The organism is Bradyrhizobium sp. in8p8 (assembly GCF_000426845.1).
Classification (GTDB): Bacteria; Pseudomonadota; Alphaproteobacteria; order Rhizobiales; family Xanthobacteraceae; genus Bradyrhizobium; species Bradyrhizobium japonicum_C.
Genome location: NZ_AUGD01000005.1, coordinates 260,827 through 283,557, shown reverse-complemented (window position 1 = coordinate 283,557; position 22,731 = coordinate 260,827). Strand labels below are relative to the sequence as shown.

The 22,731-nt window shown below is 65.3% G+C and carries 24 protein-coding genes; 17 read left to right on the top strand and 7 right to left on the bottom strand.

Going from position 1 to position 22,731, the window contains the following annotated elements:
* Positions 1-6 precede the first annotated feature (6 nt).
* The 8 genes from K408_RS0116100 (at position 7) to K408_RS0116065 (ending at position 5,681) form a co-directional block, all read left to right on the top strand.
* Complete coding sequence (locus tag K408_RS0116100) at positions 7-291, top strand: type II toxin-antitoxin system HicB family antitoxin (RefSeq protein WP_024339579.1); 285 nt, start codon at positions 7-9, stop codon at positions 289-291.
* A gap of 89 nt (positions 292-380) precedes the next feature.
* On the top strand, positions 381-797 hold the full coding sequence (locus K408_RS0116095; protein ID WP_024339578.1) for a hypothetical protein: 417 nt from the start codon (positions 381-383) through the stop codon (positions 795-797).
* Positions 797-1,462 carry an OmpA family protein gene (locus K408_RS0116090; RefSeq protein ID WP_024339577.1) on the top strand — a complete coding sequence of 222 codons (666 nt, stop codon included), beginning with the start codon at positions 797-799 and terminating at the stop codon, positions 1,460-1,462. The genes K408_RS0116095 and K408_RS0116090 overlap by 1 nt, the downstream gene beginning before the upstream one ends.
* Positions 1,463-1,615: 153 nt before the next feature.
* Complete coding sequence (locus K408_RS0116085; protein ID WP_063828467.1) at positions 1,616-2,152, top strand: Mpo1 family 2-hydroxy fatty acid dioxygenase; 537 nt, start codon at positions 1,616-1,618, stop codon at positions 2,150-2,152.
* A 28-nt stretch (positions 2,153-2,180) separates the two neighbouring features.
* Positions 2,181-3,212: an NAD-dependent epimerase/dehydratase family protein gene (locus K408_RS0116080; protein ID WP_024339575.1), complete on the top strand. Its 1,032-nt coding sequence runs from the start codon at positions 2,181-2,183 to the stop codon at positions 3,210-3,212.
* Positions 3,213-3,239: 27 nt separating this feature from the next.
* Positions 3,240-3,866, top strand: a complete 627-nt coding sequence (locus K408_RS0116075; RefSeq protein ID WP_024339574.1) for a methyltransferase family protein — start codon at positions 3,240-3,242, stop codon at positions 3,864-3,866.
* Positions 3,867-4,031: 165 nt separating this feature from the next.
* Complete coding sequence (locus K408_RS0116070) at positions 4,032-4,241, top strand: hypothetical protein (protein WP_024339573.1); 210 nt, start codon at positions 4,032-4,034, stop codon at positions 4,239-4,241.
* A 135-nt stretch (positions 4,242-4,376) separates the two neighbouring features.
* Positions 4,377-5,681, top strand: a complete 1,305-nt coding sequence (locus K408_RS0116065) for a PQQ-dependent sugar dehydrogenase (protein ID WP_024339572.1) — start codon at positions 4,377-4,379, stop codon at positions 5,679-5,681.
* A 10-nt stretch (positions 5,682-5,691) separates the two neighbouring features.
* On the opposite strand, the gene K408_RS0116060 is transcribed toward K408_RS0116065, so the two are convergent.
* The 3 genes from K408_RS0116060 to K408_RS0116050 form a co-directional block, all read right to left on the bottom strand.
* Positions 5,692-6,516: an aspartate dehydrogenase gene (locus K408_RS0116060; RefSeq protein ID WP_024339571.1), complete on the bottom strand. Its 825-nt coding sequence runs from the start codon at positions 6,514-6,516 to the stop codon at positions 5,692-5,694.
* Positions 6,517-6,604: 88 nt separating this feature from the next.
* On the bottom strand, positions 6,605-7,549 hold the full coding sequence (locus K408_RS0116055) for a LysM peptidoglycan-binding domain-containing protein (protein ID WP_024339570.1): 945 nt from the start codon (positions 7,547-7,549) through the stop codon (positions 6,605-6,607).
* Positions 7,550-7,644: 95 nt separating this feature from the next.
* Positions 7,645-8,373: a hypothetical protein gene (locus K408_RS0116050; protein WP_024339569.1), complete on the bottom strand. Its 729-nt coding sequence runs from the start codon at positions 8,371-8,373 to the stop codon at positions 7,645-7,647.
* 285 nt (positions 8,374-8,658) lie between these two features.
* Here K408_RS0116050 and K408_RS0116045 point away from each other — a divergent pair, with 285 nt between their 5' ends.
* Positions 8,659-9,582 carry an ABC transporter ATP-binding protein gene (locus K408_RS0116045; RefSeq protein ID WP_024339568.1) on the top strand — a complete coding sequence of 308 codons (924 nt, stop codon included), beginning with the start codon at positions 8,659-8,661 and terminating at the stop codon, positions 9,580-9,582.
* On the top strand, positions 9,579-10,340 hold the full coding sequence (locus K408_RS0116040) for an ABC transporter permease (RefSeq protein WP_024339567.1): 762 nt from the start codon (positions 9,579-9,581) through the stop codon (positions 10,338-10,340). The genes K408_RS0116045 and K408_RS0116040 overlap by 4 nt, the downstream gene beginning before the upstream one ends.
* 57 nt (positions 10,341-10,397) lie before the next feature.
* Here K408_RS0116040 and K408_RS0116035 read toward each other — a convergent pair whose 3' ends face one another.
* On the bottom strand, positions 10,398-10,718 hold the full coding sequence (locus K408_RS0116035) for a hypothetical protein (RefSeq protein ID WP_024339566.1): 321 nt from the start codon (positions 10,716-10,718) through the stop codon (positions 10,398-10,400).
* 319 nt (positions 10,719-11,037) lie between these two features.
* Here K408_RS0116035 and K408_RS0116030 point away from each other — a divergent pair, with 319 nt between their 5' ends.
* A complete protein-coding gene (locus tag K408_RS0116030; RefSeq protein WP_035698174.1) occupies positions 11,038-11,820 on the top strand; it encodes a L,D-transpeptidase in 783 nt (260 codons plus the stop codon).
* 38 nt (positions 11,821-11,858) lie between these two features.
* On the top strand, positions 11,859-12,854 hold the full coding sequence (locus K408_RS0116025; RefSeq protein ID WP_024339564.1) for a glycerophosphodiester phosphodiesterase: 996 nt from the start codon (positions 11,859-11,861) through the stop codon (positions 12,852-12,854).
* Positions 12,855-12,881: 27 nt separating this feature from the next.
* On the opposite strand, the gene K408_RS0116020 is transcribed toward K408_RS0116025, so the two are convergent.
* The gene (locus tag K408_RS0116020) at positions 12,882-15,164 is read right to left on the bottom strand and encodes a fused MFS/spermidine synthase (protein ID WP_024339563.1); all 2,283 of its coding nucleotides are present in this window, start codon (positions 15,162-15,164) and stop codon (positions 12,882-12,884) included.
* 217 nt (positions 15,165-15,381) lie between these two features.
* On the opposite strand from K408_RS0116020, the gene K408_RS0116015 reads away from it, so the two are divergent.
* Positions 15,382-16,992: a phytoene desaturase family protein gene (locus K408_RS0116015; RefSeq protein ID WP_024339562.1), complete on the top strand. Its 1,611-nt coding sequence runs from the start codon at positions 15,382-15,384 to the stop codon at positions 16,990-16,992.
* Positions 16,993-17,265: 273 nt separating this feature from the next.
* Here the strand turns inward: K408_RS0116015 and K408_RS0116010 are convergent, their stop codons facing one another.
* Complete coding sequence (locus K408_RS0116010) at positions 17,266-17,421, bottom strand: Flp family type IVb pilin (protein WP_155248464.1); 156 nt, start codon at positions 17,419-17,421, stop codon at positions 17,266-17,268.
* A 163-nt stretch (positions 17,422-17,584) separates the two neighbouring features.
* Between K408_RS0116010 and K408_RS0116005 the strand changes: the two genes are divergently transcribed.
* Positions 17,585-18,472 carry a 50S ribosomal protein L11 methyltransferase gene (locus K408_RS0116005; protein WP_024339560.1) on the top strand — a complete coding sequence of 296 codons (888 nt, stop codon included), beginning with the start codon at positions 17,585-17,587 and terminating at the stop codon, positions 18,470-18,472.
* Between the two features lie 114 nt (positions 18,473-18,586).
* On the opposite strand, the gene K408_RS0116000 is transcribed toward K408_RS0116005, so the two are convergent.
* On the bottom strand, positions 18,587-18,775 hold the full coding sequence (locus K408_RS0116000; protein ID WP_024339559.1) for a hypothetical protein: 189 nt from the start codon (positions 18,773-18,775) through the stop codon (positions 18,587-18,589).
* 183 nt (positions 18,776-18,958) lie between these two features.
* On the opposite strand from K408_RS0116000, the gene K408_RS0115995 reads away from it, so the two are divergent.
* The 3 genes from K408_RS0115995 to K408_RS0115985 all read left to right on the top strand — a co-directional run bounded on the left by K408_RS0115995 (position 18,959) and on the right by K408_RS0115985 (position 22,730).
* Complete coding sequence (locus K408_RS0115995) at positions 18,959-20,785, top strand: aminopeptidase P family protein (RefSeq protein ID WP_024339558.1); 1,827 nt, start codon at positions 18,959-18,961, stop codon at positions 20,783-20,785.
* A 67-nt stretch (positions 20,786-20,852) separates the two neighbouring features.
* Entirely contained in the window at positions 20,853-22,133 is a 1,281-nt protein-coding gene (locus K408_RS0115990; protein ID WP_024339557.1) for a multidrug effflux MFS transporter, read from the top strand.
* A gap of 153 nt (positions 22,134-22,286) precedes the next feature.
* Positions 22,287-22,730, top strand: a complete 444-nt coding sequence (locus K408_RS0115985; RefSeq protein ID WP_155248452.1) for a hypothetical protein — start codon at positions 22,287-22,289, stop codon at positions 22,728-22,730.
* Position 22,731: the final 1 nt, after the last annotated feature.

The window sequence follows — 22,731 nt, the reverse complement described above, 5'->3', positions numbered from 1 at the left end:
GCCGGTATGGCTCAGTACGTTGCCATCATCGAGGACGCAGCCCCGGACGCGGTCAGCCTCTGGTTTCCCGACCTGCCCGGCTGCATCTCCGGCGGCGACGACGTCGACGAGGCGCTGGAGAATGCACCCGAGGCGATCGCGTTCTACGCGCAGGAGCTGATCGCGGAGGGGCGCGAGCTTCCTCCGCCGCGGACGCTGGACGAGCTCAGGGCCGCCCCTGAATTTGCCGACGACCTCAGGAACCACACGGCCGTCCTGGTCGAATGGCCGCCCCTCCCGGCGGCGGATTGAGGACTGTTCGCCTCACCGGGCCGACTCCCGACAGTTCTCGCCCGAACAGGTCTTGACCATCGCGAACTTCCCCGTATCAGATGCGCCCCATGGTCCGGGGATCCGTCACACTGATCGTGCTTGCATTGGGGATGCCGTCGCTTGCGGCGGCGGAGACCATGAGCTTTGGTGATTCGATCGGCAAGCTGGCGGCGAGCTGCGGTGCAGAGATCATCGCCAATTGCCGCGGCGTCAACCCGGATTCGAACCGGCTGAAGGAGTGCCTGTCGCGCAACCGTGACGTCCTCTCGCCGCAATGCGCGAGCGATTACCTCGGCGCTTTCGAGGCCATTCAGAAGCGCGTCGCCGCGCGCGTGACCGTGGCGAATGCCTGTCAGCGCGAGATCGTCAAAGTCTGCGGGGGCTCGACCAAGGAGACAAGCAAGTCGATTCCCTGCCTGGTCTCGACGCCCAAGGGCATCAGCAACAACTGCCTGAAGGCCGTTGACGACGCGGGGTATCGCTGATGCGCGCGCCCAGGCACATCATGACTGGAGCGGCCGTTGCGCTGGGGCTCGCCTTGCTGCCGGGCACCGCGGGCGCGCAGACGTCAGCGCCGACCCGCGACGAGATCGTGAGCAAGCTGAACCGCTTCGAAGAAGCGGCCGAGCTCGATCTGCCGACGCTGAAGCAGCAGGTGATGGAGCGCGCCAAGACCAGGATCAAGAACGATCCAGGACCCGTGAACCGGCCGCTGATTGCGCCCGACCTGGCCAAGCTGCCCGCCTTCAATGCGCAGATCCAGTTCGACACGGACACGCCGATCATTCAGCCGGCTTCCTACCAGACCGTCGGCCGCATCGCGGACGCGCTGGTGCATTCCTCGCTGCTGCCCTACACGTTCCTGATCGTCGGCCATGTCGAATCCAATTCGAAGACGCGCGAGGCCAATGCGATCCTGAGCCAGCGCCGCGCAGATGCAATCCGCGATGTGCTGGTGAACACGTTCAAGATCTCGACCAAGCGACTGCATCCGATCGGCCTCGGCGAGGAGCAGCTTCTCGACCGGGCCAAGCCGACCTCGCCCGTCAACGGCCAGTTGCAGATCCTGACCTATGCCAAGCTGCCGGAGGAGGCGCCGCGTCCGGCTGCTCCTGCGCCTGCGGCGAAAAAACCCGCCAGGAAGCACTGAACGAACGCGGGCTTCGCTGCCGACGGAACCTGTTGAAGTGCTGTTGATTTGTAGCGTGTTCCAGGCGCGCCAATGCGGCTTCAAGCGACAAAGCACCGGTTTGTGCACCGCCCGGTCCAGTGCTATAGCCACTGTTCGCCCTTCCCGACCAACATGCTGCATGAGACCGAAATGGGTGGCTTTTTCCAGCGCCAACTTGCCGTCTACGTCGAGTATCATCGCGATCCCCGGAACACGGCGATGCATGTGATCGGTATTCTCTTGCTCTTCACCGGCGCAGTGCTGCCGTTGACGCTGGTCAAGTTTCCGCTGTTCGGTTTCGACGTCAGCTTGGCAGTGATCCTGGCCCTGCCGGTATTGATTTATTGGCTGCTGCTCGACGTGGCGCTCGGGCTCGGCATTCTGGCCGTCTCCATCGTGCTGTTTTCGGTGGCGACGACGATCACGGCCCAAGTCAGCATCGCGACGATGTGGGCGATTTTCGCCGCGCTGGTGGTGCTCGGCCTCGCCGCGCAAACCATCGGCCACAAGGTTTTTGAGGGCCGCGAGGCCTCGTTGTTCACGTTTCCCTCGCATCTTTTGCTTGGACCGATGTTCGTGATGGCAAAATTATTCATTGCCTTGGGCTTCCGTCGCGACCTTGCCGCGATTCTGGCGCCTCTTCCGACCAATTCCCTTTCCGCCCGATAACCCCAAAAGCGAAACAGCAACCTTCTGCATGGCTCTCGTCCTGGTTACCGGTGGCAGTGGCTTCATCGGACATCATCTCGTAGAAGCGCTCCGCGCCCGTGGGCAGCGGGTGCGGGTTCTCGATGTCCGTCCACCGGCCGCCGCGAACGCGGACGTTGAATATGCCCATGCCTCGGTGCTGGACCGCGATGCGGTGGATGCGGCGCTCGCCGGTGTCGATCGGGTCTATCACCTCGCCGCCCTGCCCGGCATGTGGGTCGCCAACAAGCAGGACTTCCACGAGGTCAATTGCCGCGGCACCGAGATCGTGCTCGCGGCGGCGATGAAGCGCGGCGTCTCGCGGTTCCTGCATTGCTCGACCGAATCGATCCTGTTCCCTTATTCCGACCTCAAGGGTGTTCCCGCCGAGGAAGCGCTGCAGGCGGCCGAGGCAATGCCCGGCGCCTATACGCGGTCGAAGGCGCTCGCCGAGCATCATGTCGCAAAGGCTGCAGCCGCGGGCTTCCCTCTTGTGATCGGCACGCCGACCATGCCGATCGGCGCTGCCGACCACAATCTGACGCCGCCGACTGCGATGCTCTGGTACTTCCTCCAGAAGAAGGTGCAGCCGCATCTCGACTTCCTGGTCAATCTCGTCGACGTCCGCGACGTCGCCATGGGCCTCCTGCTGACCATGGAGCGCGGCCGCGCCGGCCAGCGCTACATCCTCGGCGGCGACTGCGTCACGCTCGGGAGTGTCCTGCGGATGATGTCGGCGATGAGCGGCCGCCGGCAGCTTCCGGTCGTCGTGCCCGGAAAGCTCGCTGAGCTATCAGCCATCATGCTCGAATACATCGCCGATCACGTGACCCGCCGGCCGCCCAACGGCACCGCCGAGGGCGTGCGCATCGCGCTTGCCGCGAGCGATCTGTCGATCGGCAAGGCTCGCACCGAGCTCGGCTATTCGCCGCGTCCGATCGAGCCGGTGTTGCGCGAAACCATTACCCATCTGCTCGCCCGCAACGGCGAGCAGCCCTCCGGCGCCCTCAAGCATCACGCGCTCTCCTCGCGCGCGAGCTAGAGTCGCCGCCCAACGCAAAGAACCTTCATGTCCTTCGATTTCAGCAAACTTCTGTCTGTCGCCTGGGGTGGCTGGACCACGACCTGGCCGACGCAACTCCTCGCCTTGATCTGGCTTGCCTGGCTCGCCAGCTGGATCGGCGCCTCGTTCTGGCAGGGCCGCACGCAGAAGCAGGTGATGACGCTGGAGTCCGGCCGCTATCGCATCCCGATTCTCGTCGGTGGCATCCTGTTCACGCCGTGGACTGCGGAAGTGCTGAACGAGAAGCCGCTCTGGGTGTTCAGCAACACGGCTGTCTATGTCACCGCGCTGATCGTGCTCGCCGGCATCTCGTTCACCTGGTGGGGCCGGCTGCATCTCGGCAAGTTCTGGTCCAACACCATCACCCACAAGGAAGACCATCGCGTCATCGACACCGGCCCCTACGGCATCGTGCGTCATCCGATCTACACCGGCCTGATCGCGGGCATGCTGGCGACCGGCATCGCCGTCGGCACGGTGACTGCTATCCTCGGCGCCATCCTGATCTCGCTCGGCATGTGGCAAAAGGGCCGGATGGAAGAGGTGTTCCTGTCGAAGGAACTCGGTGAAGATGCCTATGGTGCTTATTGCCGCCGCGTGCCGATGATCATTCCGTTCCTGTCGCCACGGTAGGCCGAAGCGCGAGCCTGTAGCCCGCACGAGCAAGACGACATGCGGGACCTGTCGTCCCGGAGATCGCGCTTCGCTCATCCGGCGACGACGCTGTTGGCCAGGGAACCGCCCCTCCCCACGCCCGTTACTCCCTCGACACCTGTACCATTCGCAGAGCACCGAGCCATGTCGGACGCCTACGATTATTTTCGCGAGCACGCCATTGCCGCCGTCCGCAAGGCGCGGGCGCTTCCGCGTGGCCGGGCGAAGCAGAAGCAGCGCACGGTGGCCCGGGTCTACCATCTGTTGTCCAGAGAAGCCGCGCTGGCCCCCAACATCCACCACCTGGAAGATTTTCGCGCGGCGCGGCGGCTGGAGCGGCAGATCGGCCGCTGATCGCGGCGACGCGGCGTCGATCCCATGCAAATTCGATCGGCTGCCATTCCCCGGGAATAGGCCCCGGTGGCCGGCCGCGCAGGTTGACGTCAGCCCCGTCAGCCAGTTGGATGCGCGCGCACACGGGGGCCTGTCATGACGTTTTCCAGCATCTTCGCGCAGTTCGTCGCTCTCATCGGCGGCATCGCGCTGCAATGGCGAAAGATGTCGGGCACTGAGCCCGCGCCGGCCTGGGGCGAGACGCCGGCGATTCCCGAGGCGAAGCCGCAAGGCGCGATTCCGACGTTGAAGATGCCGACCGCGCGCGGCTGGCGCGAGGGTCAGAAGCCGACTGTTGCACCCGGCCTCAAGGCCAATGCGTTCGCGACCGGTCTCGACCATCCGCGCTGGATCGAAGTGCTGCCCAATGGCGATGTGCTGATCGCGGAAGCAACGCAGATCGCAGGTCCCCCGCGCACGGTGTTTCACTTTGCGATGCAGGCGACCATGCGGCGTGCCGCGGCGCTTGGCGTTTCCGCTAACCGCATCACGCTGCTGCGCGACAACGACGGCGACGGCGTCGCCGAAGTTCGCGGCGCCTTCATGGAGAACCTGAGCCAGCCCTTCGGCATGGCCCTGGTCGGTGACACCTTCTATGTCGGCAACACCGACGGCGTGATGGCCTTCCCTTACGTTGCCGATGCCGATCGCATCACCGCGCCGGGCAAGCGGCTCACGACGTTCAAGCCGGGCGGGCACTGGACGCGCAGTCTTCTGGCAAGCCCCGACGGCAAGAAGCTCTATGCCGGCGTCGGCTCGCTCAGCAACATCGCCGAGATGGGCATGGAGGTCGAGGAAGGCCGCGCCGCGGTCTACGAGCTCGACCTCGCGGCCGGCACGCATCGCATCTTCGCAAGCGGCCTGCGCAATCCCGTGGGCCTCGCCTGGGAGCCGAACACGGGCGTGCTGTGGACGGTCGTCAACGAGCGCGACGGCCTCGGCGACGAAACCCCGCCGGATTATCTCACCTCGGTGCGCGACGGCGGCTTCTACGGCTGGCCCTATTGCTATTGGGGCAGGACCGTCGACGACCGCGTGCCGCAGGATCCGGCGATGGTCGCCAAGGCGCTTCAGCCGGACTATGCGCTCGGCGGCCACACCGCTTCGCTCGGCCTGTGCTGGATGCCCGCCGGCACCCTGCCCGGCTTCGGAGACGGCATGGTGATCGGCCAGCACGGCTCGTGGAATCGCAGCAAGCTGTCCGGCTACAGGCTGGTGTTCATCCCATTCGAAAACGGCAAGCCGTCCGGCCCCGGTCGCGACATCCTGTCGGGCTTCCTGTCGCCGGACGAGAAGGAATCCTATGGACGTCCGGTGGGCGTCGCGATCGGCCCCGACAAGACGTCGCTGCTGATGGCCGACGACGTCGGCAACGTGATCTGGCGCGTGACGGGCGCGTAAGCCGTAAGACTTACGTCCCGACGCAGAGCGTGGCGCGCTGCTTGCGCAGCAGCGCGATCACGGACAGCGCGGTGATGATTCCGGTCTTGGGATTCTCGGACGGGATGTTCTCGATCGACATCGAGAAGCGGGCGGAATCCGCCTCGACCTCGATGCGGTGAACGTTGCGCGTCATAGTCGGGTCGGCCCAGATCTGCACCTCCGTGCGATCGGGCCCGACGCCGGCGAGCGACAGCGCGACCGCGACGTTGAGATTGGCCGGAAAGCCCTTCGCGGCCTCGCGCGCCGTACCCTCGAACAGCTTCAGCGGCTCGCGCAGCTTGTCGATGTCGATGTTGTTCTCGACGATGAACGGCGCGCCCTTCAGGCCGTCGATCGGCTTGCGCGTCACCATCTTCACGGAATGAATGGTGCCGATTGCAGCGGCGTTCACCGCATCGAGCCCGATCAGCGCGCCGGTCGGCACGAGGATGCGCCCGCCATTGGCGCGGGCGAGATCGACCAGATCGAAATTGTCGAGCAGCCCGCCGACGCTGACGACAAGTGCGGTCTTGCCCCGCTTCACGGCGGGCTCGACGATCTCGCGCAGATGCCGGCTCGGCGCGCATTCGATCACGATGTCGGCGGCACCGCCGAGCTGGTCGATCGGCATGATCTGCGGCGGGCGGCGCAGGCCGCCGATGAAAGCGTGATGCTTGGCGGGATCGCGCACGGCGACGGCGGACAGCGTCAGTCCCTCGATACCCCGATCCAGAGCAGCCGCGATCTTGGTGCCGATCGAGCCCAGTCCTGCAATGGCAACTTTCAGTTCGCCCGCCGCTCTCTGTCCAGTCATCGCGTCCCGCTTCCTCGCTGGCCGGCATCATAGCGCACCGTTTTCCGCATAGGCCAGCGCGGCCGCACGCGGGGAGCGCGAAGAGCTGTTACTTCCGCGACGTCGCCGGAGCCACCGGAGGAGCCGCCATCGCGGCGGCCGGCTCGGGCGGCGTGAGATGGCGCGGGACGATGATGGTCTGGCCCGGGGTCAGCGGCGCGTTCTCGGGCAGTGAATTGCTCTGCGCGAGCGTCCACAGCGGCACACGATTGGCAGCGGCGATGCTTTCCATAGTGTCGCCGCGCCGCACCGGCACCCGGACGCCGGAGGCCCACAATTCGACCAGCGTGTCCGCCGGGACCAGGTAGCGCAGCGGCACGGCATCGGCCTGGGTCTGCGGCGGTATGCGCGGCAGCTGCGTCACCATCTCGACGATCTGACGATGGATGTCATCCGACTTCTCGATGTTGATGTGGCTGACGCGCGCATTTTCCTTGAGGTCGTAGCTCGCGTAATGGCCGCGAAAGCCGGGCACGGCGACGACGTCGCCGCCGCCGAGCACGCTGTCGGACAGGAAGATATTGATGAAGCGCTCGACATTGAGCGGCACGTCGCCGGTCGCATGCGCGGGGTCGATGGCAATGACGAGGCTGATCGGGACGTTCTCCTTGGCCGCCATCTCGGAGATGACGATCGAGCACAGCCCGCCCATGGAGTGGCCGATCAAGACGATCGGCGCCGCCTTTTCCTTGTAGCTGGCGATGACGCGGTTGCCGATGAACCGGCACAAGGTGAATTCATAGACGTCGGCGGAGAAACCGGCCTGCGTCAGCTTCTCGCCGAGCCGGTCCATCCCGGTCGAGAAGATCGGACCCATGGCACCGCGGAAGAGGTAGACCTTCGGCGGCGGCAACGGCTCGAACGGCGGAGGCGGCGGCGCAACAGGTGTGGCCGCGGCCGGCTTCGTTCTGGCCTGTGGGGCACCGGTCGCGCCGGTGCCGAGGGCGAGCAGCCCAACCGCTGCCAGCACGAGGAGCCGCCTCAAATCAATCATCAGTCCAGCAGTCCCACCACGGGAGGCAAAGGCCTCCCCCGTGTCTTCATGACCGCGGAATTGGCAGATTTTGCGGCGCGAAACTGCCCGCCAGCTCAGTTCCTCGCCGGAGCCGCCGCTGCTGCCGAGCGCGCCTGCCGAGGCGTGCCCTGGTCGGCGACCGGGGCGACGGGCGCCGCGGGGGCGCGCGAGCGCATGATCGCTGCATCGATCTCGGCGATGACGCGACGCTGGATCGCTTCGTTCTTGTCGATCGAGATATGGCCGACGCCGGTGCCGCGCACATCGACGTTGTCGAGCTTCCCGCGAAAACCCGCTGCGGCCCGCACCGGCTCGCCGGGACCATCGCCGATATAGATGTTGATGTAGCGGTCGGCGCCGGTCGAGAGCTTGGTCTTGAAGACGGAATCGAGGCCGATCGCGAGCTTCACGGGGACGCCGAGCTGATTGAGCTTGGCGATCATGTCCGGCAGCGCGGTGGCACCCGAGGAATGCCCGACGAGGATGATGGTCTTGAGCCGGCCGGCCCGGTAGGCGGCGGCGGCTTCATCGGCGAGCGAGGACCAGGAGACGAAGTTGGCGACGGTCACCGGAACGCCCCGCGCCTGGAGCCGGGCACCGATGGTGTCGAGCCCGAGCGAGAAGATGTTGAGCACGCCGCGGAGCAAATAGACGTGCGTGGTGGCGACCGCGGCCTGGCTCGGCGCCGCCTTGGCGGCGGTCGGGCTGATGGCAACAGCTGACAGCAGGAGCAGGCCCATCGCCCACATGCGAAGGGTGGACGATTGGCTGGCGCCAGCGGTGTGACGGCCGTTCGGACTCATCGATGTTTTCCCTGGAGACGATACGCTTCGCGATTGGCCGGAATCGTAGCCACGGCCCGCTCGCAGACGCAACAAAGAGCCGCGTGAACGACCATCTTAGCAGCACGCCGTGACCATCGCGCAACACTTGCCCGGATCATGCCACTGAACGGCCTGTTTTCGGACCATTTTTCTCCGGGGAATTGCGGGGCGGCAAGCGCGTTCCTATTTCAGGGCTCCGCTGATCTGCCCATCCGGACAGGTCCGGCCCTCCCCCTTCCCCAGCCATTCAGCCTTGCGGCCATCATGCCTTCCATCATTTCCGTCGCCAATCTGTCGAAGACCTATGGGTCCGGCTTCAAGGCGCTCAAGAACGTCAACCTCGACATCAAGCGTGGCGAGATTTTTGCGCTGCTCGGCCCCAATGGTGCCGGCAAGACCACGCTGATCTCAATCATCTGCGGCATCGCCAATCCAAGTGAAGGCCGGGTTCTGGTCGGCGGCGAGGACATCCAGACCTCCTACCGCAAGGCACGTTCGCTGATCGGCCTCGTGCCGCAGGAATTGCACACTGACGCCTTCGAAAGCGTGTGGGCGACGGTGAGCTTCTCCCGGGGCCTGTTCGGCAAGCCGAAGAACCCCGCCCATATCGAGAAGGTGCTGAAGGATCTCTCGCTGTGGGACAAGAAGGACAACAAGATCATCACGCTCTCCGGCGGCATGAAGCGCCGCGTGATGATCGCCAAGGCACTGTCGCACGAGCCGCAGATCCTGTTCCTGGACGAGCCCACGGCCGGCGTCGACGTCGAGCTGCGCAAAGGCATGTGGGAGGTGGTCCGCGGCCTTCAGCAGTCCGGCGTCACCATCATCCTCACCACGCACTACATCGAGGAAGCCGAGGAGATGGCCGACCGCATCGGCGTCATCAACAAGGGCGAGATCGTGCTGGTCGAGGACAAGACGACCTTGATGCAGAAGCTCGGCAGGAAGCGGCTGACGCTGCATCTGCAGAACAAGGTCACCTCGTTGCCCGAAAGCCTCGCGCATTACGAGCTCGAGCTCTGCGATGAGGGCGCCACGCTGGTCTACGATTACGACACCCAGGGCGAGCGCACCGGTATCACCAGCCTGCTCGGCGATCTGCGCACCGCCGGCATCCGCTTCAACGACCTCGACACGACGCAATCGTCGCTCGAGGACATCTTCGTCGACCTCGTGAGGACGTCATGAATCATCGCGCCATCCGCGCCATCTACCTGTTCGAAATGGCGCGCACCTGGCGCACGCTGCTGCAAAGCATCGTCTCGCCCGTGGTCTCGACCTCGCTCTATTTCGTGGTGTTCGGCGCCGCCATTGGCTCGCGCATCAGCCAGGTCGAGGGCGTCAGCTACGGCACCTTCATCGTGCCGGGCCTGATCATGCTCTCGGTGCTGACGCAGAGCATCGCCAATGCCTCGTTCGGCATCTACTTCCCCAAATTCACCGGCACGATCTACGAGATCCTGTCGGCGCCGATCTCCTATTTCGAGATCGTGATCGGCTATGTCGGCGCAGCCGCGACCAAGTCGATCATTCTGGGCCTGATCATCCTGGCAACGGCGGGGCTGTTCGTGCCGCTGCACATCCACCATCCGGTCTGGATGCTCGCGTTCCTGGTGCTCACCGCCGTGACGTTCAGCCTGTTCGGCTTCATCATCGGCATCTGGGCCGACGGCTTCGAGAAACTTCAGATGATCCCGATGCTGGTGGTGACGCCGCTGACCTTCCTCGGCGGCAGCTTCTATTCCATCGACATGCTGCCGCCAGCCTGGCGCAGTATCGCGCTGCTCAACCCGGTCGTCTACCTGATCTCCGGCTTCCGCTGGAGCTTCTACGAGATCGCCGACGTCAGCATCGCCGTCAGCGTCGGCATGACGCTGGCGTTCCTGGTGATCTGCCTCGTCGTGATCTGGTGGATTTTCCGCACCGGGTACCGGCTGAAAAACTGACCTGCGCCCACATTTCGGATGCGACAAAGTCGAGAGTCCGGAATGAGCGCGGTGGACTCACCGATAACAATGGAAGCGGTGATGTCGGTCGTAATATCCACGACAGCCGCGGCGGGAATGACGGTGGGGAATACCGAGCACCCCCTCGACTGCGCCGACTGCGCCGCCGACGCCTGCCCCGACGACGCCACCGACTGCGCCGCCCACGGGACCCCCAATGCGATTACCCTCATAGGCGCCCTCCCGGGCGCCGCGCACGATGCCCTGGGCATGGCCCGCCTGCGGCAGCGACAACAGCGCGAGCACGAGAGCGACGGCTGCGAACAGCAGGCGGACGGGCGAACCGGCCGGCAGCGCGGCGACATGGGCTTTGTTCATGTTCATTCCAGGGTCTGTGAGGTGCTTGGCGGCATGCGCCGGTGCAGGGTGAACACGATCAACGTTCGACGCGGTGGAATGGTTGCGGCTTTTGTGACGAATTGTCGGCGTCGTGAGCGCAGGCCCGGATCGCGAAAATGTCAGCGCCGCCGCACTCTCACGCCACAAGGCGGGCTTGCTTACATCAGGCGTCGCGTTAACGATGGGCGGCCAGGTCGCTGGAACGAAAGCCGGATTGCAGGCATATTGCACGCCGGCGACGGAGAGCCGCGGCGCCTAGCGTGAACAGGCCGGAGGCCAGGACTCGATGCGTTTCCAGATGCGTACCTTTTTCATCGCTTTCTCCACAGTGCTGGTTTTGGGCACGGGCACCGCGCAGGCCAAGGTCGAGATCACCGTCGACAAGGACAATCAGCAGATGATCGTCGCGGTCGACGGCGTCGCGCGTTATCGCTGGCCGGTCTCAACCGGCGTCCCCTCGCGCGAGACGCCGAACGGATCGTTCCGCGCCTTTCGTATGGAAGAGGATCACTACTCCAAGGAATTCGACGACGCCCCGATGCCGCACGCGATCTTCTTCACCAAGGTCGGGCACGCCATCCATGGCACCGACTCGGTCGGGCGGCTCGGCTCGCCGGCCTCCCATGGCTGCGTAAGGCTGTCGCGCCAGAATGCCTCGGCGCTCTATGCGCTGGTTCAGCAGCAGGGTGTGCTCAACACCACGGTGACGTTGACGGGCTCGGCGCAGGTGGCGATGGCGCGCAATCCGCGTGGCCGCAATGCCACGACAATGGCCCGCGCACCGCAACCCGCTGAAGAGCAGTACGCAACCACCGGCGATCCCGTGAATCTGACGCCGCCCGCGCAGCCCGCGCGCCGCTACATGCCGCAGGATGACAATTACATCTATCCGGCCGACGGCAGCGACACCGGCGCGCGATATCCGGCGCCGCGCTCGGCCGGCCGGCCGCTCTATGACGCGCAAGTCTATCAGCAGCAGCCGCGACCCTATTACGATCAGGGCTACGGCCAGCAAGGTTACTATTATCAACCTCAGCCCCGGCAGTACTATCAGCCGCGCGGCTATTACTATCAGAATTGACGCGACCGCCATCAACCGCCGTTGCGGGCCGAGGCACCATGCCGTCGCGTGCCACGACCATTCTGATTGCGCTCTGGGTGTTGATGGCGGGACCGGCCATGGGATCTGATGCGACCTTCGACATCGAGGCGCATCGCGGCGGTCGGGCGCTGTTGCCGGAAAATTCCCTGCCCGCCTTCGCCAACGCATTGTCGATGGGCGTGGACACGCTGGAGCTCGACGTCGGCGTGACTGCCGATGGCGAGGTCATCGTCTCGCATGAGCGCGGGCTCAATCCCGATCTCTCACGGAGGCCCGACGGGACCTACATCACTCCGCCCGGGACGCCCTTCGTGAAATTGCGGCTCGACGAGGTCAGGACCTATGACGTCGGCCAGATTCGGCCGGACAGTGCCTACGCTAAACAATTCCCGAGCCAGCGTGCCGTGCCGGGGACGCGCATTCCCACCTTGCGCGAGCTGTTCGCGCTGGTGCGCAAGTCCGGCAACACAAAGGTGCGCTTCAACATCGAGACCAAGATCGATCCGAACCGTCCGGATGAAACGCTTGGTCCGCAAGATTTCGTCGCGAAGCTGCTTGGCGTGATCGAGAGCGAGGGATTCTCCGAGCGCGTCATGATCCAGTCGTTCGACTGGCGAACCCTGCTTGTCGTCCAGCAGCAGGCGCCGAACATCCCGACCGCATACCTGACGATCCAGCGCGGCTCGAGCCAGACCGTGGCACGCGACAGGGCGACGAACTGGACGGCGGACTTCAATCCGTCCGATCACGGCGGCTCGCTCCCACGGACGATCAAGGCTGCGGGCGGCGCGATCTGGTCGCCTCATTTCGGCGATGTCACCGCCGCGCTGATCTCAGAGGCGCACGAACTCGGATTGCGCGTCGTGGTCTGGACGGTGAACAAGCGCGAGGATATGACGCGCATGATCGAGCTCGGCGTCGACGGGATCATCTCGGACAGCCCGGACCTGTTGCGCCAAGTCGCCGGCGCGAGGGGCATTGCGCTGCCGGCGGGGACGCCTGTGGAGCCGTAGAAACGCGCTCCTGCGTCGGGAACGCCCCTACTCCCCGTTCTTCCAACGCCGATACAACGCGCCCAGGATGTTGGAATAGTCATCCGTCCAGACCCGAGCCCTGTCGTCGGCTTCGGTCTGTTCCCATTGCTTGGAGGACGCGAGCTTGCCGATGTCGGCCTCCTCGCGGGCGGAGATGACGACGTCGGTCGAGAAGATGTAGTCGGAATCGCGACCCGAATCCTCGTTGAAGACCCAGCTCTTGAGGTCATTGGCGTCGGCAATGCCGACCACGACGGTCTCGAGATCGAGATGCCGGTTGGAGACGTGCATCACCACCGCCCCATGCGGTGCGAGCTTGTCCTTGTAGATCTTCATCGCCTCCTCGGTCGCGAGGTGAATGGGGATCGCGTCGGATGAATAGGCATCGACGATGACGAGGTCGTAGGCGCCGTCCGGCTCCTTGGCGAAGGTGAGCCGCGCATCGCCGATCACGGGCTTCATGTCCGGCATGCAGCTCGATATGTAGCGGAAATTCCTGGGGTCGCGCGCCGCATCGACCATGGACTGGTCGATCTCGAAGAAGGTCCAGCTCTCTCCCGGCTCGGCCGCGCAGGCGAGCGTGCCCGAGCCGACGCCGATCGCGGCGACCTTGAGCGGCGCGCCCTTGCGCTCGCGGATCGCGCTGACGGCCTGACCGATGCCGCCGTCTTGGTGATAATAGGTGATCGGCTCGGGCCGGCCGACGACCGGCGTGCCGTCATTGTTGCGGAAGCGCTCGGCACCGTGGATGGTGGTGCCGTGCATCAGCACATGGAAATAGCCGCCGGGCGTCACCACGATCTTGTGCACGCCGAAGAAGCTGCGCACCGTCGTGACGCGGCCTTCGTCTGCGGGATAAACGCGGATCAACACCAGCGCGAGCGCGACGGTGGCGAAGATCTTCCAGCGGTCGGCGTTGAGGACCAGCGCGAGCAGCGCGGCCAGAACGCCGATGGCTCCGGCGACCCAGACGCGATGATCTTCGAACCAGGTCGTGAGGTCGCCTGTCGTATAGGAGGGAGCCACGAGCGCCACCGCGAGCACGGCGAGCGCCAGCCAGTACCATCTGGCGATGCCCGCAAGGCGTTCGTTCGCGGACGGACGGCACAGCGCGGCGAGCGCGATCAGGATCGGGTATTCGGCGATCCACGAGAAGGTGTAGGGCGCAACGAGCCCGGCAAACAAGCCGCCGACCATGCCGCCAAACGACAGCGCGACATAGAAGCCGGTGAGATATCTGGCCGCCGGCCTGGTCCGTGCCAGTTCGCCATGGCAGGCCATCGCGATCACGAAGAAGCAGAGTTGGTGCCCGCCGAGCGTCAGCAGCAGATTCTGCTCGCCGCCATAGGCCAGCAGAAGCACCACGCCGGCGATCGCGACCGGCTGGAGCATCAGCATCCATTTGTGCGGCAACAACGGCCGCGACTGGAACACGACGACCCATGTCAGCAGATACAGTGACAGCGGCAGCACCCAGAGCAGCGGCGCCGCGGCGACGTCGGTGGAGATGTGCGCGGTCACCGCGATGAGCAGGCCGGAGGGTACCGCCGCGAGGAAGATCCAGCGCAGTCGCGTCGAAAGGCTGGGCGCCGGCGCGTCCACGTCCTCGGCCCGCACATCCACCGCCACTGCCAGCTTCGGGGAACGCAAGAGCAGCACGCCGCAGGCACCGATCAGCAGGATCAGGAGGCCGTAACCCGCGGTCCAGAACCGGTTCTGCATCTGCAACGTGAACATCGGCTCCAGCAGGAAGGGATAGGACAGCAGCGCGAGGAAGCTGCCGATGTTGGAGGAGGCATAGAGGAAATAGGGGTCGTGCGCGGCGGGGTGGCCGGTGCGGACGAACCAGGCCTGCAGCAGCGGATTGTTGGCGGCGAGCGCGAAGAACGGCAACCCGATCGAGACCACGAACAGGCCGAGCAGCCAGAACGCATAGCCCGTAGCGGGCGGCTCGCCATAGGCGGATGCGATGCCGAGCGGCAGCATGACGAAAGCCGCGATCAGCAGCACCAGATGCACCGCCACAGGAACGACGCGGTTTCTGACCTGCATCAGCAGATGCGCATAGGCATAGCCCGCGAGCAGCAGCGACTGAAAGAACACCATCGCCACCGACCACACCGCCGGCGAGCCGCCGAGCCGCGGCAGCACCATCTTCGTGAACAGCGGCTGCACCGAAAACAGCAGCAGCGCGCTGACGAAGATCGCGGCCGTGTAGACCGCCAGCAACAGCCGGTTGCGCGACGAGGACGGCAGCTCCGTGGCGGCGGGTTGCACGATGGAATCCATGGAAGCTCCGGCTCGAACCCCGGCGGGCGCCGGACCGCGCGCAATGGAGCACACCGTACCGCAACGGGCAATAAAGTGTGGCGCGATGTTGCAGCCGGAGATGCTTGATATTAGAGGGTCGTTCCGGCGATGCGTAGCATCGAACCCGGAACCCCGAGATTCCGGGTTCTCGCTTCGCGAACTCCGGAACGACAGTCCACTGGCTCTTGCATCCTTCATGACAGAAACCGACGTCGTCATCATCGGCGCGGGCCATAACGGCCTCACCTGCGCGGCCTATCTCGCCAAGGCGGGCCTGCGGGTGCGCGTGGTCGAGCGCCGCAAAGTGGTCGGCGGCGCCGCCGTCACGGAGGAGTTTCATCCGGGATACCGCAATTCGGTTGCGGCCTACACCGTGAGCCTGCTCAATCCGCAGGTGATCCGCGACCTCAGGCTTGCCGAGCACGGCCTGCGCATCGTCGAGCGGCGCGCCCAGAATTTCCTTCCGGCGCCCGACGGCAGCTATCTCATCACCGGCGAGGGGCGGACGAAGGCTTCGGTCGCGCGGCTCAGCGCACATGATGCAGAGGCCCTCGACGGCTTCTCGCGCGAGCTGGAAGGCATCGCCGACGTGCTCAGGCAGTTCGTGCTGCGCGCGCCGCCGAACCTGCCCGAGGGTTTCGGCACGAGTGCGATCCGCGAGTCCGTGAACGCGTTGAAGACGGCCAATATCCTGCGCGGCCTGACGCTGGAACAGAGCCGGAGCCTGCTGGATCTCTTCACCCGTTCGGCCGGCGAAATGCTGGACGAGCGTTTCGAACATGATCTCGTGAAGGCGCTGTTCGGCTTCGATGCCATCGTCGGCAACTATGCCAGCCCCTATGCCGCCGGTTCGGCCTACGTCATGCTGCATCACGCCTTCGGCGAGGTGAACGGCAAGAAGGGCGTCTGGGGCCACGCCATCGGCGGCATGGGCGCGATCGCCCAGGCGATGGCGCGCGCGGCACGCGAGTGCGGCGCTGTGATCGACACCGATGCCGGCGTCCGCGAGGTCATCGTCGAGCGCGACCGCGCCGTCGGCGTCGTGCTGGAGAACGGCTCCGCCATCCGCGCCAAATATGTCGCCGCCAACGTCAATCCAAAGCTGCTCTACACGCACCTGGTCGCGGCCAACGCGCTGCCTGCGGACTTCCTTGCTCGCATCCGGCACTGGAAGAACGGCTCCGGCACCTTCCGCATGAACGTGGCGCTGGACCGCCTGCCTTCCTTCACGGCGCTGCCGGGCGAAGGCGATCATCTCTCTTCCGGCATCATCCTGGCGCCGAGCCTAGGCTACATGGACCGCGCCTGGCTCGATGCCCGGGCGCAAGGCTGGAGCCGTGAGCCCGTGGTCGAGATGCTGATCCCGTCCACGCTCGACGATACGCTGGCGCCCGAAGGCAAGCACGTCGCGAGCCTGTTCTGCCAGCACGTCGCGCCGCAGCTGCCGGATGGAACGTCCTGGGACGACCGTCGCGAAGAGGTCGCCGACCTCATGATCGCGACGGTGGACAAATACGCGCCGGGTTTTGCGGCGAGCGTGCTGGGTCGCCAGATCCTGTCCCCGCTCGATCTCGAACGGCAGTTTGGCCTGCTCGGAGGCGACATCTTCCACGGCGCGCTGACGTTGAACCAGCTGTTCTCGGCGCGACCGATGCTGGGCCACGCCGACTATCGCGGGCCGTTGAAGGGCCTCTACCATTGCGGCTCCGGCGCCCATCCCGGCGGCGGCGTCACCGGCGCGCCCGGCCATAACGCGGCGCGGGCGATCCTGCGAGATCACCGGTCGCTGTTCGGGCGCCGTGGATAGGCCTGTGGATTGCTTGTGGACTGGCTGTTGAAAGGCCTGTGGTCGGGCAGAGGGCGCCCGGCAATCCGGTCAGCGCCGATCCTGGGGAAGGCCAGTGGAAAATTGCGGGAAAAGCCGGTGGACAGAATGCCGGCAACGGGGCGGACAAGCTGTGGGAATCGGCAGAAACCCGCCGGGAAAGAACTCGCCCGCCAGGGGATTTCCCCTGGCGGGCGGTTGATCAGGAATAGCCTCAGAAGAAAAACTGCCCCCGCTGGGAAACGCAGGCGGAAATTACTTCAAGGAGGTGCTAATCGAAGTGAACTTCTCGTTCATGGTGGTGCCCAGGCTGTTCACCACGGTGATGATCGCCAGAGCGATACCTGCGGCAATCAGGCCGTATTCGATCGCGGTTGCACCGGACTCGTCCGACCAGAACTTTTGAACCATGCGCTTCAAGACTCGCCTCCGTTTCAATTCCAGGCTGTGCTAGCTGGATTCAACACCCGAGAATGTACGGGCAGCGACCTTCAGTCGAGTTAACCCGGGAACCGCAACTTGTCGGGAAAATCGGTACAAAAAGTTCCAAAAATTGAGCTCAACGGAACCCTGAATGCAGTCTTCTCCTACCCATCGCGCCAGCTTTTCGATCGGCAGCGAGGCCGACGCGAAGCGCGTCGTCGACGTGCTCACCGAGGTGTTTTTCGACGGCGATGCGGCGGTTGCCGCCTTCGAACGGCCGGACGGACAATGGGACGTCACGCTCCATTTCGCCGAGCCGCCGGATCAGGCGCGGCTGCGCGAACTCGTTGAAAATTCAGCAGGAAATGCAATCGCCGCGACGCTCGCCTTCGACACGATCGAGGCCAGGGACTGGGTCAAGGCCAGCCTGGAAGATCTCGTCCCGGTCCCGGCCGGGCGCTTCGTCGTGCACGGGAGCCATGACCGCGATCGCGTGGCGCCGAACAAGCTTGCCATCGAGATCGAAGCGGCCCTCGCCTTCGGCACCGGCCACCACGGCACGACGCGCGGCTGTTTACTTCTGCTTGACCATGTCCTGAAGAGTTCCAGGCCGCGGAACGTGCTGGACCTTGGCACCGGAACCGGCGTGCTGGCGATCGCCGCGGCCAAGGCGCTGCATCGTGCCGTGCTGGCCTCCGACATCGATCCCCCCTCGGTACGGGTCGCGGCCGAGAACGCGGCGCTGAACGAAGTTGGCAGCCTTGTGCGGGTGATCCGCGCCACCGGGTTTGCGGCGCCGGATTTTGCGCGGGCCGGTCCGTTCGACCTGGTGCTCGCCAACATCCTTGCCAATCCGCTGCGGCAATTGGCGAGCCCGATGGTGCGGCACCTCTCGCCCGGCGCCCGCGTCATCCTCTCCGGCCTGCTGACGCACCAGGCTCCCGCCGTGATCGCAGCCTACCGCGCGCGCGGCCTCGTCCCGTTGAGGCATCTGCGGATTGAGGAGTGGAGCAGCCTGTTGCTGAGGAAGGTGTCTTAGGTGGATCAGCCCTGCGATTGCGCGAAGCGCAATCGCCCCGCGTAACCACCACCTTGCTTTTCATACGGGTGGACGTTGCCGGGTCACACCTTCGGCGAACCTCCCGACGAAGTCTCAGCCGCCGCCTTGCTCCGGCGTCTCGTCGCGGCGCTTTGCACGCTCGTCCTGCAAGGCGCGCCTTGCGCGGCGCTCGGCGACACGGTCGATCATCTGGCTGATGAGGCCGCGTGGCTTCCGCGGTGCCGCCGCAGCCGGGGCGCCGCGCAACGGCGGTGAAATCTTCTCAAACGAAAACGCTGGCATCGTGTGTCCCCTCGCCGTTGAGATGAACCACTTGCTCAAATGTCCCTGTTATTCGGACGAAGCGCAACTGCCGCATCCTTTACTCCACTCTTCGAATGGAACTACTTCAAGCACAGTCCATGCCAGATGCGACGCAAATGCGACGAGATTGCGGATCGATCCCCATGATCCTAGAGTGTCCACATGTTCGAAGCACACTTCCAGACATTCGAGGAGCCGGAGGCGGGCGTCGCATTGACGGCCCGGCTCGCCGCGCTACGCGAAGAGCTCGCCCGGCGCAAGCTGACCGGCTTCGTCGTTCCGCGTGCAGATCAGCAGCAGAACGAATACGTGCCGCCGTCTGAAGAGCGGCTCGCCTGGCTGACCGGCTTTACAGGCTCGGCCGGGCTAGCGGTGGTGCTGCCGCAGGAAGCTGTAGTGTTCGTCGACGGCCGCTACACGCTTCAGGCCGCCAAGCAGGTCGATGCAACGGCCTGGACTGTCGAATCTCTGATCGACCAGCCGCCGGAAAGTTGGGTCGCGGCGCGTATGAAGGCCGGTGACCGCCTTGGATTTGATCCGTGGCTGCACACTTTTGCGGCAGCCGAGCGCCTGGCCGCTGCGTGCGCCAAGGCCGGCGCCGAGCTGGTCGCCGTCGACAGCAATCCCATCGACGCGATCTGGCCGGACCGGCCGCAGCCGCCTCTCGCCCCCGTCGCCATACACGGGATTGAACATGCCGGCGTCACCGAAGCGGAGAAGCTGACGCAGATCAGGGGCGAGATCGCCAGGCTCGGCGCCGATGCGCTGGTGCTGTCGGACAGCCACGCGGTGGCCTGGACGTTCAACATCCGCGGCGCCGACGTCGCCCATACGCCGCTGCCGCTGTCCTACGCACTGGTGCCGAAGGACGGCCGTCCCACCATCTTCATCGACCACCGCAAGCTCTCCAACCTGACGCGCGACCATCTCGAGCAATCCGCCGACGTGCGCGAGCCGGACGCGATGGCGCCGACGCTGATGGCGCTGGCCAAGGGCGGTGGATCGATCGCGCTCGACAACGCCACCGCGGCCGACGCGCTGAGCCGGTTGATCGCGGGCGCCGGCGGCAAGCCGCTGCGCGGCAGCGATCCGGTTGCTCTTCTCAAGGCTGTCAAGAACGCGACCGAGATCAAGGGAACCAAGACGGCTCACGTGCGCGACGCCGTGGCGCTGGCGCGCTTCCTCGCATGGATTGATCGCGAGGCCCCAAGCGGCAAGCTCACGGAGATCGACGCCGTCGAGGCACTGGAAACGTTCCGCCGCGATACCGGCGCGCTCAAGGACGTATCGTTTCCGACCATCTCCGGCACCGGCCCGAACGGCGCGATCGTGCACTACCGCGTCACCCGCAAGAGCAACCGGCGGATCGCGTCCGGCGACCTGCTGCTGATCGATTCCGGCGCGCAATACGAAGACGGCACGACCGACGTCACGCGCACCATGGCGGTCGGCGAGCCCACGGACGAGATGCGCGACCGCTTCACCCGCGTGCTGCGCGGCCATATCGCGATTGCGCGCGCGGTCTTCCCCGACGGCACCACGGGCGCGCAGCTCGACACGCTGGCGCGGCAATATCTCTGGGCTGTCGGCCTCGATTTCGAGCACGGCACCGGCCACGGCGTCGGCAGCTATCTCTCGGTGCATGAAGGACCGGCGCGGATCTCGAAACTGGGCACCACGCCGCTGAAACGCGGCATGATCCTCTCCAACGAGCCCGGGTATTACAAGACCGACGGCTTCGGCATTCGCATCGAGAATCTCGAGCTGGTGGTTGCCGCCGACATCGAGGGCGCCGAGAAGCCGATGAACGCGTTCGAGACGCTGACCCTGGCGCCGATCGATCGCCGTCTGATCGATGTGGCAATGCTGAGCCGCGATGAGCTCGACTGGCTCAATGGCTACCACGCACGCGTCCGGGCCGAGGTGCGGCCGGCGCTGGACGAGGCGACGAAGGCCTGGCTCGATCAGGCAACGGCGGAGCTGACGTAGCCTCGCGCATAGCCGCATTCCGAAACGTCGATGTTCGCAGCCTTGGCGATGCGGCTAGTGTCCGGTCATGCACGGCATGACCCGCAAGCCGCCGGAAGCGGCGCCCGACAGGAGTATGGCGACGTCGCGCGTGGTGCTGTTGCTGCTGGTCGTCATGACCGGGATCGCGCCGATCTCGCTCTACATGCTGGTTCCGGCGCTACCGGTGTTGGCGACGAATTTCGGCAGCGACATCTCGATCGCGCAGATGACTGTGTCGCTCTACATGGTCGGCATCGCGCTGTCGCAGTTGATCATGGGGCCGCTGTCCGACCGGTTCGGCCGGCGGCCGGTGCTGCTCGGAGGCCTGGCGCTGATGGTGGCGGCCAGCGTCGCGTGCATCTTCGCGCAAGACCTGCCTCAATTGATCGCCGCACGCTTCTTCCAGGCGCTGGGCGGCGCCGCCGGCATGGTGGTGAGCCGCGCCATCATCCGCGACATCTACGAGCGGGATCGCGTCGCCTCGATGATCAGCCTCGTGGTCGCAGCGCTGATGATCGGGCAGATGGTCTCGCCGCTCACCGGCGGCCTGATCGAGACCGCCTTCGGCTGGCGCGCGATCTTCTACGCCATCACCATCGCCGCGATCGTCGTCGCCGTCGGGATCGCGGTGGCGCTGCCCGAGACCCGCCGCAGCCGCGCTGCCGGCAGCGGCTTCCGTGGCGACGTCGGCGTCCTGATCAAGAGCCGCGCCTTCGTCGGCTATGTGATGTGCCAGGTGCTGGCGTCTCAGATCATCTTTACCTTCGCCGGCGGCGGCCCCTATATCGTCGTGACTCAGATGGACCGGAGCAGCGCCGAATATGGCGCCTGGTTCGCGACCACCGGATTTGCCTATCTCGTCGGCAATCTGCTCTGCGTGCGCTTTGCGCCGCGGCATTCGCTGGAGAGGCTGATCTGGCTGGGGCTTGGGCTCCAACTCTGTGGCAGCCTCTTGAATCTGCTCTGGAGCTTCATCGGCTGGAACGAAGCGCCCGCCTGGCTGTTCGGCACGCAGATGATCGTGATGGTCGGAAATGCCTTCGTGATGGCGAACTCCGCGGCCGGCGCGATCAGCATCCGCCCGGAAGCGGCCGGCACCGCCTCGGGTGCGATGGGATTCCTGCAGCAGGGCATCGGCGCGCTGATGTCGCAATTCGGCGCCTATCTCGGCGGCCACTCCGCAACGACGCTGCCGCTCACCTCGGCAGTTCTGGCGATCTCGCTGCTCTGCGCCTGCGTGATGATCTTCGTCGTTCCCCGCCGCGACATGGTGGTGAGCGAGAAGCTGATCGAGCAGGCGGAGGAGGAAGAGCGCGGCATGATGTGAGGGGGACGCCGGCTCCGGCAGCTTCGATCCAACATCCCGCTACCGCAACCATTACGCATGATCGTCGGTCGACGCTCGCCGCGGTTGACGAGGATCAATGCAAGCTGGCCGACCTTCGCCGAGCCTGACGGGGGTTCACGCAGGGAGGACGTCATGACCGAACGCCGCGCCGGCTACGACAGCAAAAGCGCAATCGATCCTCAAGACGTAGCCAACATGCTCGAGGCGATGAAGCAAATCGGTCTCGATATCTCCGTCCCCGCCGTCAACGAAGAAGCCCGGATCGGTAACGTCCTGTACGCCAGCGGCGGCTGCGACCCGCACGATTGCTCCGGCTTCAAGCCGGGAAGCTGCAGCGGCGTCACGTGCCCCACCAAGTCCAGCGCCTGTCCGACTGAATCATGCTCGACGAAAGTCTGCGCCAACCATACGTGTCAAAGTGTGAGTTGCGAAAAAGTCTCCTGCAACAACTACCACCATTGGGAATCGCGGGCATCGACGCACGGCGCCTTGGTCGAAGCAATGTCCAGCCTGCCGGACGGATCCTGGTCGCAACTGTCGTCCCGTTCGCTCTCAGCACCCGATCGCGCGACCTGAC

Excerpts from the sequence above, each read along its gene's own strand:
- K408_RS0116100 (WP_024339579.1), top strand. The coding sequence starts at position 7 with ATGGCTCAGTACGTTGCCATCATCGAGGACGCAGCCCCGGACGCGGTC.
- K408_RS0116095 (WP_024339578.1), top strand. The coding sequence starts at position 381 with ATGGTCCGGGGATCCGTCACACTGATCGTGCTTGCATTGGGGATGCCG.
- K408_RS0116090 (WP_024339577.1), top strand. The coding sequence starts at position 797 with ATGCGCGCGCCCAGGCACATCATGACTGGAGCGGCCGTTGCGCTGGGG.
- K408_RS0116085 (WP_063828467.1), top strand. The coding sequence starts at position 1,616 with ATGCTGCATGAGACCGAAATGGGTGGCTTTTTCCAGCGCCAACTTGCC.
- K408_RS0116080 (WP_024339575.1), top strand. The coding sequence starts at position 2,181 with ATGGCTCTCGTCCTGGTTACCGGTGGCAGTGGCTTCATCGGACATCAT.
- K408_RS0116075 (WP_024339574.1), top strand. The coding sequence starts at position 3,240 with ATGTCCTTCGATTTCAGCAAACTTCTGTCTGTCGCCTGGGGTGGCTGG.
- K408_RS0116070 (WP_024339573.1), top strand. The coding sequence starts at position 4,032 with ATGTCGGACGCCTACGATTATTTTCGCGAGCACGCCATTGCCGCCGTC.
- K408_RS0116065 (WP_024339572.1), top strand. The coding sequence starts at position 4,377 with ATGACGTTTTCCAGCATCTTCGCGCAGTTCGTCGCTCTCATCGGCGGC.
- K408_RS0116060 (WP_024339571.1), bottom strand. The coding sequence starts at position 6,516 with ATGACTGGACAGAGAGCGGCGGGCGAACTGAAAGTTGCCATTGCAGGA.
- K408_RS0116055 (WP_024339570.1), bottom strand. The coding sequence starts at position 7,549 with ATGATTGATTTGAGGCGGCTCCTCGTGCTGGCAGCGGTTGGGCTGCTC.
- K408_RS0116050 (WP_024339569.1), bottom strand. The coding sequence starts at position 8,373 with ATGAGTCCGAACGGCCGTCACACCGCTGGCGCCAGCCAATCGTCCACC.
- K408_RS0116045 (WP_024339568.1), top strand. The coding sequence starts at position 8,659 with ATGCCTTCCATCATTTCCGTCGCCAATCTGTCGAAGACCTATGGGTCC.
- K408_RS0116040 (WP_024339567.1), top strand. The coding sequence starts at position 9,579 with ATGAATCATCGCGCCATCCGCGCCATCTACCTGTTCGAAATGGCGCGC.
- K408_RS0116035 (WP_024339566.1), bottom strand. The coding sequence starts at position 10,718 with ATGAACAAAGCCCATGTCGCCGCGCTGCCGGCCGGTTCGCCCGTCCGC.
- K408_RS0116030 (WP_035698174.1), top strand. The coding sequence starts at position 11,038 with ATGCGTACCTTTTTCATCGCTTTCTCCACAGTGCTGGTTTTGGGCACG.
- K408_RS0116025 (WP_024339564.1), top strand. The coding sequence starts at position 11,859 with ATGCCGTCGCGTGCCACGACCATTCTGATTGCGCTCTGGGTGTTGATG.
- K408_RS0116020 (WP_024339563.1), bottom strand. The coding sequence starts at position 15,164 with ATGGATTCCATCGTGCAACCCGCCGCCACGGAGCTGCCGTCCTCGTCG.
- K408_RS0116015 (WP_024339562.1), top strand. The coding sequence starts at position 15,382 with ATGACAGAAACCGACGTCGTCATCATCGGCGCGGGCCATAACGGCCTC.
- K408_RS0116010 (WP_155248464.1), bottom strand. The coding sequence starts at position 17,421 with ATGGTTCAAAAGTTCTGGTCGGACGAGTCCGGTGCAACCGCGATCGAA.
- K408_RS0116005 (WP_024339560.1), top strand. The coding sequence starts at position 17,585 with ATGCAGTCTTCTCCTACCCATCGCGCCAGCTTTTCGATCGGCAGCGAG.
- K408_RS0116000 (WP_024339559.1), bottom strand. The coding sequence starts at position 18,775 with ATGCCAGCGTTTTCGTTTGAGAAGATTTCACCGCCGTTGCGCGGCGCC.
- K408_RS0115995 (WP_024339558.1), top strand. The coding sequence starts at position 18,959 with ATGTTCGAAGCACACTTCCAGACATTCGAGGAGCCGGAGGCGGGCGTC.
- K408_RS0115990 (WP_024339557.1), top strand. The coding sequence starts at position 20,853 with ATGCACGGCATGACCCGCAAGCCGCCGGAAGCGGCGCCCGACAGGAGT.
- K408_RS0115985 (WP_155248452.1), top strand. The coding sequence starts at position 22,287 with ATGACCGAACGCCGCGCCGGCTACGACAGCAAAAGCGCAATCGATCCT.